12 protein-coding genes are annotated in these 17,386 nt (G+C 48.9%); 4 read left to right on the top strand and 8 right to left on the bottom strand.

Annotated features, from left to right (window positions below; all coding sequences use genetic code 11):
* The first annotated feature begins 44 nt into the window (after positions 1-44).
* Positions 45-1,178 (top strand): SDR family oxidoreductase, encoded by a 1,134-nt coding sequence (locus Enr17x_RS19540; protein ID WP_145311399.1) that lies wholly within the window; start codon positions 45-47, stop codon positions 1,176-1,178.
* Here Enr17x_RS19540 and nusB read toward each other — a convergent pair.
* From nusB to polA, 5 genes are all read right to left on the bottom strand, one after another.
* Positions 1,171-1,713: a transcription antitermination factor NusB gene (nusB, locus tag Enr17x_RS19535; protein WP_145311398.1), complete on the bottom strand. Its 543-nt coding sequence runs from the start codon at positions 1,711-1,713 to the stop codon at positions 1,171-1,173. The two genes, Enr17x_RS19540 and nusB, sit on opposite strands and share 8 nt — an antisense overlap.
* Positions 1,714-1,789: 76 nt before the next feature.
* Complete coding sequence (gene ribH / locus Enr17x_RS19530; RefSeq protein WP_145311397.1) at positions 1,790-2,272, bottom strand: 6,7-dimethyl-8-ribityllumazine synthase; 483 nt, start codon at positions 2,270-2,272, stop codon at positions 1,790-1,792.
* 155 nt (positions 2,273-2,427) lie between these two features.
* On the bottom strand, positions 2,428-3,861 hold the full coding sequence (rho, locus tag Enr17x_RS19525; protein ID WP_145311396.1) for a transcription termination factor Rho: 1,434 nt from the start codon (positions 3,859-3,861) through the stop codon (positions 2,428-2,430).
* A 216-nt stretch (positions 3,862-4,077) separates the two neighbouring features.
* A complete protein-coding gene (coaE, locus tag Enr17x_RS19520) occupies positions 4,078-4,722 on the bottom strand; it encodes a dephospho-CoA kinase (protein ID WP_145311395.1) in 645 nt (214 codons plus the stop codon).
* Positions 4,723-5,020: 298 nt separating this feature from the next.
* Positions 5,021-7,717, bottom strand: coding sequence for a DNA polymerase I (gene polA, locus Enr17x_RS19515; protein ID WP_145311394.1), 2,697 nt, complete (start codon positions 7,715-7,717; stop codon positions 5,021-5,023).
* A 486-nt stretch (positions 7,718-8,203) separates the two neighbouring features.
* Here polA and Enr17x_RS19510 point away from each other — a divergent pair, with 486 nt between their 5' ends.
* The gene (locus Enr17x_RS19510; RefSeq protein WP_145311393.1) at positions 8,204-9,700 is read left to right on the top strand and encodes a coiled-coil domain-containing protein; all 1,497 of its coding nucleotides are present in this window, start codon (positions 8,204-8,206) and stop codon (positions 9,698-9,700) included.
* Between the two features lie 84 nt (positions 9,701-9,784).
* On the opposite strand, the gene Enr17x_RS19505 is transcribed toward Enr17x_RS19510, so the two are convergent.
* Positions 9,785-11,554, bottom strand: coding sequence for a DEAD/DEAH box helicase (locus Enr17x_RS19505; RefSeq protein WP_145311392.1), 1,770 nt, complete (start codon positions 11,552-11,554; stop codon positions 9,785-9,787).
* A 539-nt stretch (positions 11,555-12,093) separates the two neighbouring features.
* Here Enr17x_RS19505 and Enr17x_RS19500 point away from each other — a divergent pair.
* Both Enr17x_RS19500 and Enr17x_RS19495 read left to right on the top strand, forming a co-directional pair.
* Positions 12,094-14,142 (top strand): prolyl oligopeptidase family serine peptidase, encoded by a 2,049-nt coding sequence (locus Enr17x_RS19500; protein ID WP_145311391.1) that lies wholly within the window; start codon positions 12,094-12,096, stop codon positions 14,140-14,142.
* A gap of 143 nt (positions 14,143-14,285) precedes the next feature.
* Complete coding sequence (locus Enr17x_RS19495; RefSeq protein ID WP_145311390.1) at positions 14,286-15,650, top strand: sulfatase-like hydrolase/transferase; 1,365 nt, start codon at positions 14,286-14,288, stop codon at positions 15,648-15,650.
* 30 nt (positions 15,651-15,680) lie between these two features.
* Here the strand turns inward: Enr17x_RS19495 and Enr17x_RS19490 are convergent, their stop codons facing one another.
* Entirely contained in the window at positions 15,681-16,154 is a 474-nt protein-coding gene (locus Enr17x_RS19490) for a DUF2203 domain-containing protein (protein ID WP_145311389.1), read from the bottom strand.
* A 181-nt stretch (positions 16,155-16,335) separates the two neighbouring features.
* Positions 16,336-17,367 (bottom strand): anthranilate phosphoribosyltransferase, encoded by a 1,032-nt coding sequence (gene trpD, locus Enr17x_RS19485; RefSeq protein WP_145311388.1) that lies wholly within the window; start codon positions 17,365-17,367, stop codon positions 16,336-16,338.
* Between the last annotated feature and the right edge of the window lie 19 nt (positions 17,368-17,386).

The raw sequence follows: 17,386 nt of genomic DNA, 5'->3' as shown, positions 1-17,386 counted from the left end.
AACGACCTCAACTTTTTATTAATTGAAACACAGCGGAATTCAAAATGGGATATCATCTGATAACAGGTGCTACAGGATTACTGGGACGATATTTAATTCGAGACTTAGCCTCTGCGGGCGTCCCGCTGGCGGTTCTAGTCCGTCCCACACGACGGATGACCGTCGATCAGCGTATCGACATGATCATGGCCTTTTGGGATGATCATTTAGGACGTGAACTACCGCGGCCTGTTGTGCTGGAAGGGAACATTAATGAAGAAAACCTGGGGTTGAGCCAAGAGCAGCTGGAATGGGCGACTGAGAATGTTGACCGGATCATTCACTCCGCCGCCAGCCTTTCATTTTATAGCACCAGTCATGAAAGCGAGCCCTGGCGTTCCAATGTGGGCGGTGTGAAAAAGGTTCTTGAGTTCTGTAAGACAGCGAACATCAAAAAAATGGACCATGTCTCGACTGCCTATGTCTGTGGTTTACGCACGGGCCGAATTATGGAGTCAGACGTTGATGTCGGACAGGAATCCGGCAATGATTATGAACGCAGTAAACTGGATGCCGAGTTGCTGGTGCGGAGTGCCGATCATATTGAGTCGCTGACGGTCTTTCGGCCCGCGATTATCATCGGCGATTCGAAAACCGGATTCACGAACACCTTTCACGGGTTCTATGCCGCTTTACAACTGGGGCATACGTTAACTCAGATGCAGACCCCCGATGAAACAGGACGTCTCTATGCCAACTCTCGTTTTACTCTTGATGGCGATGAATCAAAGAATCTGATTCCCGTTGACTGGGTTTCTGCAGTGATGTCATACATTATTACACACCCCAAACATCATGAGAAAACGTATCACCTGACTCCGTTACATCCGGTTCAGTCCAGACTGGTGCATGATGTACTGGAAGCGACCTGTAATTTTTATGGGTCTATTTTTGCTGGTGCAGGTGTCGAGTTGACAGATCCGACCGAAGCAGAGCGGCTGTTCTATGATCATATCCGCGTGTATAATTCTTATTGGCGAGATGATCCGGTGTTTGACAGCACGAATACTCAGACCGCAGCGCCACATTTACCCTGTCCGCACGTTGATCGTGAGTTATTAACACGACTTTCGCAGGCAGCCATCGACATGAATTTCAGCTGGAATGACCGTACGCCTCATCGGTTTGGCGTTAAGTAGACCAGGGATTCTTCGATTTGCGATAGGGAGATGGAGCACGGGGCGCCATTTCGTCTTTGGCGGGGGGAGCAGCTTCCGGTTCCTGCTTTTCAGCCGGGGGTGGTTCAAGTTGCTCTGCTGCTGATTGCTCTGGTGCTTCCGGTTGATGTAATAATTTGTCGAGAATTCCATTCACAAACTGTGAGGACTGGGCGCTGCCAAACTCGCGTGCCAATTCTACTGCTTCATCAATCACGACAGGCGACGGAGTGTCAGTGTGAAGTAATTCATAGGCACCCAGTCTGAGGATATTACGATCCGTCACCGCCATCCGCTTGAGAGACCAGTTTTCGGCGACACGAACAATATGCTCATCAAGCTGTGGTTTATATTCCATCACCCCAGAAAATAACTCCCAGGCGAAAGTGCGGGTCGTTTTATTGCGACCATGTTCGTCTATCATAGTATGAATGTCCCCTGCAGAAATACCGGGGTTGAGATCAATTTGATAGAGCATTTGCACGACTAACGTTCGTGCCTGTTTTCGGAGAGACATGAGAGCATCACTAACACAGTTGGAGGATATATAAATCAGAGTTTTTCACGACTCTGGTTATGACATTACAGCGTGACTATGACGGATTCTGATCGATTGACTGAAGCAGGTTAATCATCTCAATCGCAGCCAGCACCGCTTCACTCCCTTTATTACCAACTTTTCCGCCGGCGCGATCCAGCGCCTGCTCCATTGTTTCACAAGTCAGAACTCCAAACAGCACAGGTACGCCACTTTCCTGACTGCTGCGCATAATTCCTGCTGCCACCTGATGATTGATATAATCGTGGTGCATCGTACTTCCCTGGATGACTGCACCCAGACAACAGACGGCCTGGTAGCGTCCACTTTTAGCCAGTCGATCTGCAATCAGAGGTAACTCGAACGAACCGGGAACCCAGACGACAGAAACGTTTTCTTCCGAACCACCGTGGCGACGCACCGTTTCCAAAGCGCCCTCCAGCAGGCGGCGGGTAATCAGTTCGTTCCAGCGGGAAACTACGATCGCAAATTTTGCGTCGCGGGCCAGTAAATCGCCTTCAATCAGTTTGTGGTTCATCGAAGTAGTAACTTAATTTAAATGGGAAACGGAAAAACAGACCAGTGAGATGATCGCTGGTCATTCAGGAATGAGAATCGCAGGCATAGCGATTCTGAATCAATTTAGTTTGATTCACGTATGTTTGGAATCCGGGGATCAGGGTTTCAATTACATTACCCCAGATTCATACTCAATAAAAATTCTTCATTGGTTTTGGTGCGACGCATCCGGTTGGTCAGCAGTTCCATGGCATCCACAGGGTTCATATCGTTGAGTACGCGTCTGAGGATCCAGACTCTGCGGAGTTCTTCTTCATCCATTAACAGTTCTTCGCGTCGTGTTCCGGATCGATTCACGTCAATCGCAGGCCAGATCCGTTTTTCGACCATTCTACGATCCAGGTGCAGTTCGGTATTACCGGTTCCTTTGAATTCTTCGAAGATCACTTCGTCCATGCGGCTGCCTGTATCAACCAGGGCTGTGGCGACAATGGTCAGGCTGCCCCCCTCTTCCACATTACGAGCGGCACCGAAGAACCGTTTGGGGTGTTGCAGCGCGTTGGCATCGACACCACCAGACAGGATCTTACCAGAATGTGGGACTTCCGTGTTCCAGGCACGTGCCAATCGGGTAATGGAATCCAGGAAGATGACGACGTCTTCGCCGTATTCGACCATCCGCTTGGCTTTTTCAATCACCATTTCCGATACCTGAATATGACGGCTCGGCGGTTCATCAAACGTACTGCTGACGACTTCGCAGCGATCTCCGCCGACCTGGCGTTCCATGTCGGTGACTTCTTCCGGTCGTTCGTCAATCAGCAGGATAAAGACATACGCACCGGGATGACTCCCCAGCACACATTTTGCCATTTCCTGCAGCATGACTGTTTTACCGGCGCGAGGCGGAGAAACAATCAAACCACGTTGCCCCATTCCGACGGGAGCTACGAGGTCGACAATCCGCGTACTTAAATTACCGGCAGGCGAAGAAAGTCGGAGACGTTCTTTCGGGTGAAGTGGTGTCAGATCGTCAAAGAAAACTTTGGTCGTCAGGATTTCAGGATCACAGCCATTAACGGCTTCGACGCGGAGTAACGCAAAATAACGTTCGTTTTCTTTAGGGGGGCGAATCTGGCCGGCCACGATTGCACCGGTTCGTAAACCAAAGCGGCGGATCTGGCTGGGAGAGACATAAATGTCATCCGGGCAGGGCAGATAGTGATAATCGGGGCTGCGCAGAAATCCAAATCCATCCGGCAGAATCTCCAGCGTGCCTTCACCAAACATCAGGCCGTTGACTTTGGTACGCTCTTTCAGAATCTTGAAGATCAGATCCTGTTTTTTGAGTCCCGTGTATTCGGTCAGATTTTCTTCTTTGGCCAATTGCATGAGATCTTTCATCGTCAGCCGCTGCAGATCGGCGATATGAATCTCACTCTGCTTGATTTTCTCATAGCGTTCATCGGCGGCTCTGGTAATCGCCGATTCGCGTTGATGGCGCGTTTCAACTTTTTCCCGCTTCGCCTTGGGGTCTACCTCTTCGATATTTTTTGAAGCCACAGGTCCGTCATTTTCAGAAGTCTGAAGTTTAATGGATTTGGCCATAGTGATAACTTTCCGAATTACAAAAATAGTGAGATGAAATAGCGTGGAGTTCTTGAATCAATTGAGATGTGTTGAACGCGAAGGTGAAATTAACCTTTGGAAGGTTGTCAAAATAAGTGAAAAGCATCGGTAGATGTTTATGATACGATCTGGGATGAGCCTGCTTTGAAATTCTCGTCTGAACTCAAAGATGTTACTGGAACATCCTGAGCCCGGTCATTTGTCTAATTTATTTCGTTTTAATAAGTCGTCGATGAATCTGGACAACGCAAGTCCGGCAGCATCCAGATCCTGGTCATTTTGAATCACACCGTTTGCGAGTTTTCGTTTTTCTGAGAGGGGCAGTTGGTGGTTTTCCCGTTTCGTTAATTCTGCTGACGACCAGCCTCGGTTCTGAGTCACCCTGTTGAAGCGTTGTTCGAAGGGGCATTCAATAAATACGATCTGATCGCACAAATCTTTCCAGCCCGCTTCCAAAATCACAGCCGCGTCAACCAGGATTGCATCGACCTGTCCTTCAGACCGGGCCAACAAAATTTCCTGCTCAAGTCTCCGATGGATTTCGGGGTGGACTATTTCTTCCAGTTTTTCTAATGATTCCTGATGTTGTTTCTCGTCTCCAAAAACAAGTTTGGCAAGCTTGGAACGGACGATTTCTCCATGTGAATTGAACACCGCAGTTCCAAACTGCTCTCGAATTTTCTGCTGAACTTCTGGAAATATTAGTATCTCATGTCCGATTTGATCGGCATCAATTACCTTTACAGATCGCAAAGTTTTGACTTTATGGGCTACCGCACTTTTGCCAGACCCGATCCCTCCGATCAGCGCAATTGTGGGAATGAATGTATGACAAGACACAAGATGGTTAAAACAACTTGCATTGGTGGAAAATGGTTTTCTTACACATTCCTTCGCAACAGAAACTTACCACACAGGAGGTTTATGATTGCTGAATCCCTTAGCAACTGGTAGATGAGACACATGGGCGTGCATTAATATCGTTACCGATAGCATGCTGGTTGTCAACAAAAAAAAGGAAACTTCGCTATTTTCCCCTTAAAATTGTACATTTCAGTGCGACGACTCTTCCTCAAATATCAGGGGCAATTGATCTGTCGCAGAGCAGATACGGATTTCTGATATAATCATCATAGATTCAGGCCTCCAGTGGAGTCTGTTCGAGCCAGTTTAAACCGGTTGAGATATCGACAATTAACGGGACTTCCAGTTCCATTGCTGCCTCCATTTCGACACGAACCAGTTGGCTCAAGGATCCGAGCTCGGCGACGGGGACTTCAAAAACGAGTTCGTCATGAATCTGCATTAACAGACGTCCCGGATGTTGTTCCTGCTTCAGCCGTTCGCTCAAATTGATCATCGCCTGCTTAATCAAGTCGGCCGCTGATCCCTGAATCACGGTGTTGATGGCGGTTCGCTCGGGCATGTTCAATTGCTTCTGAATGCCTGCACGCACTCCCTGGATATCCCGCTTTCTGCCACAAATCGTCCGCACGAAATGATTCTTCGCACAGTCTTCCAGAATTTGATCCAGAAATTTCCGAACGCCGCTGTAACGATCAAAGTAATCGTCAATGAAACCAGCCGCTTCGGATTGCGGGATGCCGATTGCTTCCGATAATCCAAACGGGCTTTGTCCATAGATCACACCAAAGTTCACTGCTTTCGCGGTACGTCGCATGTCACTGTCTACTTCGTCATGAGAGACGCGAAAGATATCAGAGGCAACGGCAGTATGAATGTCGGCACCTTCACGGAATGCCTGGCTGAGCGCTTCGTCCTGACTCAGGTGTGCCAGGACCCGTAATTCGATTTGAGAATAATCGGCACACAGCAGGTGCCAGTCTTCGTTTTCCGGAATAAAGGCTTTGCGTATCTGTCGGCCTTCTTCTGTTCGGATGGGGATGTTCTGCAGGTTCGGGTCGCTGGAACTTAATCGGCCTGTTGCAGCGACTACCTGATTGAAGCTGGCATGAATCCGCCCCGTTTCCGGATTAACGAGATCGGGCAGGGCATCCAGATAGGTGCTTTTCAATTTTGATAGATGTCGATGTTCGGTGATCCTGGCCGGCAGTTCATGCAACGGCGCTAACTTCTCAAGCACACTCTGGTCAGTACTGGGGCCGGTTTTGGTTTTCTTGAAGACAGGCAGATTCAACTCTTCAAACAAAACTGTGCGCAGCTGCAGCGGAGAAGCGATGTTGAATTCATGACCGGCAATTTCATAGATCTCGCTGATCAGTTCGGTCAGGCGTTCCTGAAGCTGCTCACTCTGCTGCTTTAATTCGACTTTATCTACTTTGATGCCTGTGAATTCCATCTCTGCCAGAATCGGAATTAAGGGACGTTCGAGGTCCCAGTAGAGATCCCACAGACCTTCATGCTTGAGTTTTTCTTTCAGAATGCGTGAGAGTTGCCAGGCGATATCGGCGTCTTCCACCGCATATTCGGCTACTTTTTCAACATCGACTTCAAACATTTTTTTCTGCTGTTTTCCCGAGCCAATCAAATCCGAGATCGGGATCATCGTGTGCTGTAGATAGCGTTCGGCGAGTTTATCCAGGCTATGTCCGCGTTCGCCGGCACTCAACAGATAGCTGGCGACCATCGGATCAATGCTGACTCCCTGCAGAAACACGCCCACTCGCATCAGCACAACCATGTCATATTTGATGTTCTGGTTAGTGATCTGAATTTCCGGATCTTCGAGAAGGGGCTTCATCTGTTCGAGAACATATACTGGATCAAGGGCTTTTTGACCAGCGGGGCCTTCCACGGGGATGTAGTAGCCCTGGTTTTTCTGCCAACTGATGGCCCAGCCCACTATTTCGGCCTCGGCTGGTTTTAAACCTGTCGTTTCCAGATCGACGCAAAATTCATCCTGCTGCTTCAGCAGTGCCATAAATTTTTCGAATGCCGGTTTGGTGTCGATTGTTTCCTGGATTCGTTCTTCGGCAACCTGCGGTTCGCTCTTGTGGGTGAAATCTTCCTTCATTTCATCAGCGAAGCGGCGGAAACCAAATTCGAGAAAGAGTTCGCGCAATCGATCACGATCGGGGTGTGTCAAACGCGAGTCTTCCCAGTCCACTTCCAGTTCCAGATCAGTATTCAGTGTGACCAGTTCGCGGGACATGCGTGCCTGATCAGCAAATTCCTTCAGGTTTTTCTGCAGTTTGGGGCCTTTCGCCTGATCGGCATTGGCCAGCACATTTTCCAGGGAGCCGAATTGCTCAATCAAGGTCTGTGCTTTTTTAGGACCGACCAGAGGAACACCGGGAATATTATCAACACTGTCTCCCACCAGTGACTGGAAGTCGATCACCTGTTCCGGGCGAATGCCCCAGTCCTCTTCGACCGCATCCGCGTCCATGAACTTGTTTTTACGAATATTATAGAGCTTTACGGCATCGTTGATCAGCTGGCGGGCGTCTTTATCATTGGTCACAATGACCGACTCAATTCCCTTTTCCTTCGCTTTTCGGGCAATCGTGGCGAAGACATCGTCTGCTTCCCAGCCGGGGCAATCAATGACCGGTACCTGAAATCCCTGAACCACATCCATAATGTGGGGGATCTGAGGCTTGAGATCCTCGGGCATTTCACTGCGGTTTGCCTTATACTCCGGATAGATCTCGTTTCTGGTTCCCGGACCACTCGAGTCCATGGCGAAGATTAAGTAGTCGGGAGAATGGGTTTTAATGATATTTAGGATATCGCGGGTGATGCCAAAAATGGCATTGGTGGGCTGACCAGTGGGGCTGGTCATGGGCGGTACAGCATGAAAAACCTGAAATACCAGAGAAAACGTATCAATGATGTAAAGTGTTTCTTTCATAAAGATTTAGCTTTACCTGAAATTCTGAAAAGAGATTGCCGAAGTTGGAAACATGTGGAGGTTAACACCACAGTTCGACTGCAGAGTCAGGCTCATTATTGAAGAGACAGGCCCGGATCGCCATCTTTAAGGAAGTCGAACTCAAAACTCGTTGAAATCTTTTATCTGTCTCGGCTGCTTTGGTCGTATGACTGATAGTTTGTGTACTTTTCTGGAGAGGTCAACCCTGCCAGCGATCGTAAAACCAATTGACAGCACAAGACATAGAATGAGAAAGCTTCTTGACACTGCTTTTTCAGCATTTAAAATGGATTGCAGGCAGGATGCCGGTTCTTCAGAATTTTCAGATTCAATTCATCTGTCTTTCCTGTAGTGATTCATGGCTGATTCAGAGCGACGCTAAACTGGTTTTACACATCAGACGATTACCGTCACGGTGCAATCTGCACCTGATTGTCACTTGAAAATCCTTAAGGTTTAAAAATCATGGCTGCCAGTAAACCAACTGCTGTTCACTTTTCACTCATCTTCTTTGTCATGACCACATTGATTGGTGGCGTTGCCGCTTTTCTGGGTTATAAAGATCTGGGAGAAGCGAATGCAAAGTTGGATCAGGCCCAGAAGGACTCGCAGCGGGATAGTGCCGCGGTCCGCAAGCTGGACGAAGAACTGCAGGCACTCAAAAAACTGATCGGCAATGAGCAGGACGATATCGGTCTGGATAATAAAACTCCCAATACTGTCATTGGGGCCACCGAGCAGGATATCAAAACTCATGCAGCTGTTCTGGCTGAGCCAACCATTAAGAATACATTGATCAAGATGTCTGGTCAGCTGAATCAGACTAAAACACAACTCGCACAGGAGCAGACAGCCAAAAATGAGCTGGAAGCAAGATTCCTTGCCTTAAAAGGGGAGTTGGATAAAGTCGTCGATGAGCACAAAAAGGCCCGAGATGGTTCTGAAAAAGACTTGGCTGATACACAGAAAATCAAAGAAGAAGAGGTTTCTGCCAAGGATCAGCAAATTGCGGCTCTGCAGAGAGAAAATGAAGAGATCCTGATCGAACTCGATCAATTGCGTGAAACCGACGCCAAAAAGATTAAAGATCTCGAAAACAAAAACAATCGTTACGCCGGTCTGGTTGACACACTTCGTAGCCGCCTGGATCAGGTACAGAAAGTCAGCTTCGAAAAGCCAGATGGAGTTGTTCGCACCGTGGATAACAGCACGGGCGTTGTCTGGATCAACCTGGGAGAAGCCGATCGCCTTCCCAAACGGATGACATTCAGTGTTTACCGTAAATCCCATCAGGGAATTGGCCGTGGTGAAGAAGACATCATTGGTGCCATTGAAGTGACTAAAATTCTTGGACCGCATCTTTCAGAAGCGCGTATTGTCGGCGATGACATTTACCAGCCTATCAGCCCCGGCGATCCGATTTATACGCCGCTCTGGGGAGTGGGACGACCGGAAACATTCGCCATTTCCGGTATCATCGATCTGGATGGAGACGGCAAATCGGATATGGATCTGCTGCGTGGCATCATTGAAAACGCCAATGCCAAGATCGACAATGAAGTCACAGAAGATGGAGAGCGGCTCGGAAACGGGTTGACCGTTCACACCAAATTCCTCGTGATTGGTGAAACTCCCAATGTGGACGAAGCGAAGACCGATGAGCAACGTGACAAAATGCTGGAACTCATTTCCAAGATGAAAGAAATCAAGGAAGAAGCTCGTCTGAAAGCCGTTCGCGTCGTTGGGATTAACGACTTCTTGAGCTATATCGGCTATAAGCCACAACGTCGTCTGTTTGTTCCTGGTTCCGGTGTACCTTCTAAAATCAAGTTAGGTGCTAAGAAAACAGGCGTGAATGATGTTTCGTCGGGGACTGTTTCTCAGGTCTTCACTCGTAGCAAGCGCCTCAAACAGCAGACGTCCTCAGGCCAGACAAGCAAGGCATTTGGAAACAACAAGTAATAACGAAATCCAAACACAAAAACCGCGGCCGTGAATCACGACCGCGGTTTTTTTATGGTCTGGTCAAGCAGTAAACGACAGAGATCAAACTCGCTGTTGTTTGTGCTTATGCTTGCCTTTGAAGCGTTTGCGTTTGACTGGTGCGCCCGCTTGTTCGAACCGCGAGATTCGTAATTGCTGGCCAGAGACCCAAACGGTTTTCAATGATTGGAAAATATCCCGAGGCATGCCTTCCGGTAGATCAACCGTACTGTAATCATCAAAGATATTGATCCGGCCAATGTACTGGCTATCCAGTTCGGCTTCATTGGCAATCGCACCGACAATATTGCCTGGTTTGACGCCATGACTGTGACCGACCTGAATGCGAAAGCGTTCCATGCCTTCTTCTGGTGCATCTTCGGTTTTTCTGTTGCGGGGACGTTCTTTGTCTTTCTGGAAGCGACGTTCCGGTCTTTCTGGACGTTCGGAATGAGAATGGTCTCTTCCTGGTCCAGATGATGTTTCCCGTTGTTTTCGGGGAGGAGCCTCGGTTAAGAATAGTGGGCGTTTCCCCTGATACATACAGGCAAGGGCAGCTGCGATCTGAAGTTCAGTGTTACCAGATTCGGTCTGATGTTCAGCCAGCAGCTTCTGAAACAGTTCAAAATCGGGCCCCTTCATGGCCTTCGTGATCGATTCTTTGAAACGCTCTTGTCGGCGTTCATTGATTTTGCTGATCGCAGGCAGATCCATTCGCTCGATTTTATGCTTGATCGCACGTTCGATTGTCTGCAGTGAGCGCGTTTCACGGGGAGAAACGAAAGTGATTGCTTCACCCGTACGACCTGCACGACCCGTACGACCGATACGATGCACATAAGCTTCTGAGTCGCCTGGTAAATCGTAATTGATGACGTGGCTGATGCGAGTCACGTCTAACCCGCGAGCCGCAACGTCGGTTGCGATGACAATGTTTACATGGCCCGCTTTGAGCCGGCCTACAGTTCGCTCTCGTTGTTTCTGAGCAATATCTCCATTCAAAGGAGCAGCGAGAAATCCGCGCGACTCCAGTTTTTCAGACAACTCCGTCGTAATCGTCTTGGTTCGCACAAAGACAATGACGCCGTCCACTTCTTCCGCTTCCAGAATACGGGTCAAAGCATCCAGTTTGTGATGACCTTTCGCCAGCCAATACCGTTGATTAATGGTATCTGCGGTTCTGGTTTTGACTTTGACGGTGATTTCTTCCGGAGACTGCAAGTAGGTTACAGCAATGCGGCGGATGGCTTCGGGCATAGTCGCCGAAAACAGGGCGGTTTGATGCTTTGGAGGCATCTGTTCCAGAATCCATTCCACATCATCAATAAAGCCCATTCGCAGCATTTCGTCGGCTTCATCCAGTACCAGGCAACGCAAATCCTCCATTTTGAGTGTGCCACGACGCATATGGTCCATCACACGGCCGGGGGTTCCCACGACAACGTGTACACCCCGTTTTAGAGGCTGTAACTGGCTTTTAAAGTCAGCGCCACCGTAGATCGGAAGGACCTGCAGACCTTTCAGTTTCGAGCCATATTGCTTAAATGACTCAGAAACCTGAATTGCCAGTTCCCGTGTGGGGGCCAGCACCAAAAGTTGAGGTGCTTTGACTTCCAGATCGATTTTCGAAAGTAAAGGGAGTGCAAATGCGGCGGTTTTACCTGTACCAGTTTGGGCCTGGCCAACCAGGTCACGTCCTTCCAGCAGGTGGGGAATCGTCTGTGCCTGAATGGGAGTTGGGGTCTGATATCCCAGCGCTTCCAGTGAATCCAGGACGGGCTGGCAGAGCGCTAAATCCGTAAATTTTGCCTGTGATGGGGCATCCGTTGACATACATTGAACCTTTCGACGAACCTTCAGCCGGGAGGCTGGGCGTATACGTCGTGTTAAAAATAGAAATTGCTCGTGCGAAAAAAGATACAGGTGAGAGTCGGCCATTCCGGACTCAGGGATTCATTTTCAGGTTACTACCTGAAAAGAGCTCTCCTCGAAGCTCTGCTTCGTATCACCCAACTGCTACCCTTGATAGCGGAACCCCGATCAGGGAATTCGGCAAAAAGTAGCCAAAACAACACGAAAAGAACCGCAAACAGCGTATTCTTTATAAAAGAGATTCTGGAGATCAGTCAAAATTGAATCAGGGTTTCATCCAGTGAACCTGATATTTTTTGACTACTCAACGTCGGGAATTATACCAATGCCTCGGTTTAATTGCACGTCCCCTTTTCAGTATTTCGAAGAATATCTGATTTCTCAGGAGGTTCTTCAGGAAAAAAATGACAAATTTATTCTGATCTCTTAAGACGGACTCAAGTTTTCATCTACAATATCGACAGACCCAATCATAGCCCCTTCCTGAACGGAGTTTTAATATGGATTCAGTGAATCGCCCTGCAGAGAACAATACAAATCAGGAAGAGGCTTTGCTCTGGCTGGAGGAGATTGAAGGCGAACAGGCTCTGAACTGGGTCATGCAGCAGAATGACACGACTTTAAAGGCCCTCACCAGTGACCCCCGCTATCAGGAGTACGAGCAGGAAGCCCTGGAGATTCTGACCGCCTCCGATCGTATTACCTATGGAACTCTGCGGGGGGATTTTGTCTATAACTTCTGGCGAGACAAAGAACACGTACGCGGCATCTGGCGGCGAACAAGTCTCAAAAAATTCAGAAGCAAACAGCGAGACTGGGAAACTCTGCTGGATATCGATCAACTGGCGAAAGACGAAAACGAGAACTGGATTTATAAAGGCGTCGATTGTCTGGCCCCTGACTATGATCGTTGTATCATCGAGCTGGCCCCCGGAGGAACAGACACTGCCGTCTATCGTGAGTTTGATATTCCCTCCCGCTCTTTTGTCAAAGAAGGGTTTGAAGTACCGCTGGCGAAAACCAATCTCTGCTGGGAGAACCAGGATCAACTACTGATCGCCACCGATTGGGGCGAAGGGAGTTTGAACACGTCTGGTTATGCTCGTATCCTCAAACGCTGGAAACGGGGAGCGCCTCTCTCTGCAGCCGAAACACTGCTGGAAACAGGCATGGAAGAAACCTTTATTTATCCCGTCGATCTCCACCACGGCGACCGGCAGGTCTGTTTTGTCTTGCGTGGACACGACTTTTATCATTTCAGTTTCTATCTTGTTTTAGAGACAGGCGATTTAAAACAACTGCCGCTTCCAGAGAAGGCCAGTATATCAGGGCTGTTTCAGAGTCAGGTGCTGGTCGAATTAAAAGAGGAGTGGCGCGGCTTCAAGCCAGGGGCTCTGGTCAGTTTTTCGCTGACCGATTTTCAACAGACGGGCAAGATCAACCAGGTACTGCCTCTGTTTGATCCGGGGCAGACAGGAACAATCTCACAGGTCCGGTGTGCCAAAGATGCAGTCTACATCACCGGGATTGAACATGTCTCAAGCCAGATTCGTAAATGCACAATCAAAGAGAACAAATGGCAGGGGCAGGTAATTCCCTGGGGAGTGAACGATGTCATTTCCATTAACTCTTCTGACAGTAACAGCAATCATTTGCTCATATCACGCGATGGTTTTCTGCAGCCAAGCACTCTGTATTACGTTGATTTTTCAAAAGGAGTCGAAGAACCAATTCAATCGACGCCGGCACGCTTTGATACCAGTGGTTTGAAAGTCGAGAAAAACTTTGCGATCAGCAAGGATGGAACTGATGTCCCTTACTTCATTGTCTATCGCGAGGATATCAAGCTCGATCATACAACGCCGGTTCTACAATATGGCTACGGCGGCTTTGAAATATCGATCCTGCCGCACTATAGCCCGCTGTTAGGGAAACTCTGGCTGGAAAAAGGGGGCGCGTATGTGCTGGCAAATATTCGAGGTGGCGGCGAATATGGTCCCCGCTGGCACGATTCTGCGCTGCTCGAAAATCGTCAGCGCGCGTTTGATGATTTTTACGCAGTTGCTGAAGCGGTACAGAGTCGCGGCTTCAGTTCCCCGAGGCATTATGGTGCTATGGGGCGCAGTAATGGAGGGTTGTTGATGGGCGTTGCGTTTACACAACGACCAGAACTGTTTAATGCGATCGTTTGCGGCGTTCCTCTGCTCGATATGAGACGCTTTAACAAGCTTCTGGCCGGTGCCAGCTGGATGGCGGAATATGGGAACCCCGATCTGCCCGAACAGTGGGCCTATCTGCAGAAATATTCGCCGCTGCAGAATTTGAAAGAGGGGCAGGCTTATCCGAAGGTTTATTTCTTTACCTCGACAAAGGATGATCGCGTGCATCCCGGGCATGCCCGCAAAATGGCCGCCCGCATGGAACAGATGGGCTACGATTTTTATTATTATGAAAACATCGAAGGGGGCCACAAAGGAACCGCAAATCAGAAGCAGGAAGCGATGCTCAAATCGCTGGAGTATCTGTATTTAATACAGCAGCTCACTTAGCGGGTGTTTGCTTTAGATTTCGATCATCGTCCTGGAATTGACAGCGGCTCCGGGAATTGTTCAGATGGAACTGAACGATAAGCCGTCTTGCTCGCTGGTAAAAAACGATGACGCTCTGTCTGGAGCTGTTTTGAGGATCTACAATGAATCTCCGCCTGTTGTCCTGTTTGATTGTGACTTATTTCTTCAGTCTGTTTTCTCTCTCGCCGATTTCTGCAAAAGAAAAGCAGACGCGGCAGCGCCCTAATATTTTGCTGATCACGGCCGATAATCTAGGCTACGGCGACCTGGGATGCTACGGCAATCCTGTGATGAAAACGCCGCAATTGGACACGTTAGCAAAGCAGGGAGTCAAACTAACCGATTTTTATACCGCCTCGCCGACGTGTACGGTTTCGCGAGCCACCTTGATGACCGGCCGCTATCCACAACGCATCGGATTGAATCACCAGTTGAGTGCAGATGAGAATTACGCAGATGGTTTAAGACAGAGCGAATTACTGATTCCCGCTTATCTGAAAGCTCAGGGCTATCGCACTGCTTGCTTCGGAAAATGGAACATCGGGTTTTCGCCCGGCAGTCGTCCGACAGAGCGGGGCTTCGACGAATTTTTCGGTTTTGCAGCCGGTAATATTGACTATTACCATCATTACTACGCTGGTCGACACGATTTATGGCGCGGCTTGAAAGAAGTGTTCGTGGAGGGGTATTCCACCGATTTATTCGCCGACGAAGCTTGTAAATTCATCGCCGCGAATCGGCAGCAACCGTTTTTTATCTATCTCCCCTTCAATGCCCCGCATTTCCCCAGTAAACGAAACAAGCAGCCGGGGCAAGGGAACGAATGGCAGGCACCGGACAGTGCGTTCGCTGCCTATGACTATTCGCCGCAAACGAAAAAACCTCAGGAACGCTACCGTGCCGTCGTCACCGCGCTTGATACCGCCATCGGTCGGGTTCTGAAGCAACTGGATCAAAGTGGGCTCAGTGAAAATACGATCGTGATCTGGTATTCGGACAACGGTGCCTTCATGCTCAAGGATCGCGGCTTGGAAGTTGCCAGCAATAAACCGTTGCGCGACGGAGGCGTGACTTTATGGGAAGGGGGAATTCGCGTTCCTGCAATCGTACGCTATCCAGGTCATATCAAACCGGGAACAGTAAATGACGCCCCGCTGATCAGCCTTGATATTCTGCCGACGTTGGTTTCACTTACAGGGGGCACACTTCCCACCGACCGAAAACTGGACGGACAGAATATGTTACCCGTACTTGAATCACCCGAAACAGCGACGCCCCGTACGTTCTTTTTTCAATACCGAAACTATAGCGCCGTTCGCAGAGGTAAATGGAAACTGTTGCGTACGAAGCCGAAACAGCCTTTCCTGCTCTTTGATCTTGAACAGGATCTCGGAGAAACGAACGACGTCGCCGCGAATCACCCGCAGATCGTGAAGGAACTGACATGCGCCTATCAAGAGTGGGAGCGCGAAGCGAGGACCAAATAAAGCGGGTACAGATTTTCTGAAAGCCTCTGATTACATCAATGGTTCATCGCTGTTTTCGTTATCGTGATTCAACGATTCTTCAAACAGCACCTGTCGTTCAGAAAAGCCTTCATCCAGCGTATGCCAGTGAGACACTTCATCTTCTCCCAGTTTCCAGCAGAGATAAATTTCTTTGCCTTCACGCAGGGCAGGGAAGTTCACGACTCCTAGAGCTGGGTCTTCAAGTTCGACACCCAGTTCCAACAACTCGGTGACATAGGCTTTGAGTTGTTCCATATCGTTTTCGATATCAACCTCAGCCTGGAGGAGTTCTTCGCTGTAAGCAGAATCTTCATCGCGGGTGGATGCACCAGGTAACCGTTTGATTTCGGTGATCCGTTCCTGGCGATCATGCAGGTTCTGGTATAACTCGACGATATCTTTGACGATCGCCTGCACGAGTGGTAAACGAAGATTGGCCTCTTCAGGTGTGAAAATCAGCTTGCGTTGTGCTTCAGCATTCATGATGAGACCTTTATTTCCTAATCACAGAAAACAATCACTCAAGCAGCGAGGTTGCTCTTTTGCGAGTTCCTGTTTGAATTGTCATAGTTTTGAAGAATTATAAGAGGATGTTCAGATTCGGCAAGTCAATACGAACGAAGAGACGTGTATTTTCCTGTGACCTGACAGAAATCCTAGATATTCATTCTCCTTTTATTTTACTGGTAAACTCGATGAGATGTTTGAGTTTTTCGAATACTTTTCCTGCATCGATCAATTCGGAGGCTTTTTGAACAGCTTGCTCCAGATTTGAAGCCTTTTCCGCTGCCAATAAGGCAGCTGCGGCATTGGCTACGACCATATCGCGTGCTGCTCCCTGTTCACCATGAAAAACATCCAGAATGATCTGAGCACTTTGCTCTGAGGAGTTGACGGCCAACTGACTTACGTCACATTCTGATAATCCGAAATCAGCGGCTTTCCATTCAAATTGACGTATTTTTGAGCCGGTAATTTCATAAACTGTTGTTTTTCCCCAGAGGCTGATCTCATCCAGTTCTCCGTTCCCACAGACAACCAATGCATGTTTTCGACCTAATTTTAATAAGGCTTGAGCTATTTTTTCAGCCGCCTGTCCCGAGTTTGCACCCAATAACTGGTATTCGGCACTCGCTGGATTCGTTAAAGGCCCGAGGTAATTGAAGATGGTGCGAATTGCCAGTTCCCGGCGAACAGGGGCTACATATTTCATTGCCGAATGTAACAGGGGGGCGAAACAGAAGCCAATCCCTGTTGTTTCCAGGCACTGTCCTATTTGTTCAGGTGTCAAGTCGAGTCGGACTCCCAGGGCTTCCAGCACGTCAGAAGAACCACTGGAACTGGAGACACTCCGGTTACCGTGCTTCGCGACGGGAATCCCGGCTGCAGCCGCTACGATCGCGACGGCGGTACTGATATTGAACGTATGGAGTTGATCTCCTCCCGTTCCACACGTATCCAGCAATCCGGTTGTCTTTGTGGGAATCGCTAGAGCCCGTTCATGCATTGCCCGGGCTGCACCGACCAGTTCGTCGGATGTTTCACCTTTCATCCGCAATGCGGTCAGTAATGCTGCGATTTGCACTTCGCTGCATTCGCCACGCATGATGGATGCGATCGCCTCATAAGCGGCTTCACTCTCCAGGCTTTCGCCTTGAAGTAATCGATCCAGTGTTTCCCTGAGAACTGTAGACATCTGCGTAAATCCAAACACT

Origin of the sequence: Gimesia fumaroli (assembly GCF_007754425.1) — a bacterium.
Taxonomy (GTDB): domain Bacteria; phylum Planctomycetota; class Planctomycetia; order Planctomycetales; family Planctomycetaceae; genus Gimesia; species Gimesia fumaroli.
Note: the sequence above shows the minus strand (reverse complement) of the source record. Positions and strands in the feature narration are given on the sequence as shown.

Coding starts and splice junctions, on each gene's coding strand:
- polA (WP_145311394.1), bottom strand. CDS start 7,717: ATGAAAGAAACACTTTACATCATTGATACGTTTTCTCTGGTATTTCAG.
- Enr17x_RS19490 (WP_145311389.1), bottom strand. CDS start 16,154: ATGAATGCTGAAGCACAACGCAAGCTGATTTTCACACCTGAAGAGGCC.
- Enr17x_RS19495 (WP_145311390.1), top strand. CDS start 14,286: ATGAATCTCCGCCTGTTGTCCTGTTTGATTGTGACTTATTTCTTCAGT.
- Enr17x_RS19540 (WP_145311399.1), top strand. CDS start 45: ATGGGATATCATCTGATAACAGGTGCTACAGGATTACTGGGACGATAT.
- trpD (WP_145311388.1), bottom strand. CDS start 17,367: ATGTCTACAGTTCTCAGGGAAACACTGGATCGATTACTTCAAGGCGAA.
- Enr17x_RS19500 (WP_145311391.1), top strand. CDS start 12,094: ATGGATTCAGTGAATCGCCCTGCAGAGAACAATACAAATCAGGAAGAG.
- ribH (WP_145311397.1), bottom strand. CDS start 2,272: ATGAACCACAAACTGATTGAAGGCGATTTACTGGCCCGCGACGCAAAA.
- rho (WP_145311396.1), bottom strand. CDS start 3,861: ATGGCCAAATCCATTAAACTTCAGACTTCTGAAAATGACGGACCTGTG.
- Enr17x_RS19505 (WP_145311392.1), bottom strand. CDS start 11,554: ATGTCAACGGATGCCCCATCACAGGCAAAATTTACGGATTTAGCGCTC.
- nusB (WP_145311398.1), bottom strand. CDS start 1,713: ATGTCTCTCCGAAAACAGGCACGAACGTTAGTCGTGCAAATGCTCTAT.
- Enr17x_RS19510 (WP_145311393.1), top strand. CDS start 8,204: ATGGCTGCCAGTAAACCAACTGCTGTTCACTTTTCACTCATCTTCTTT.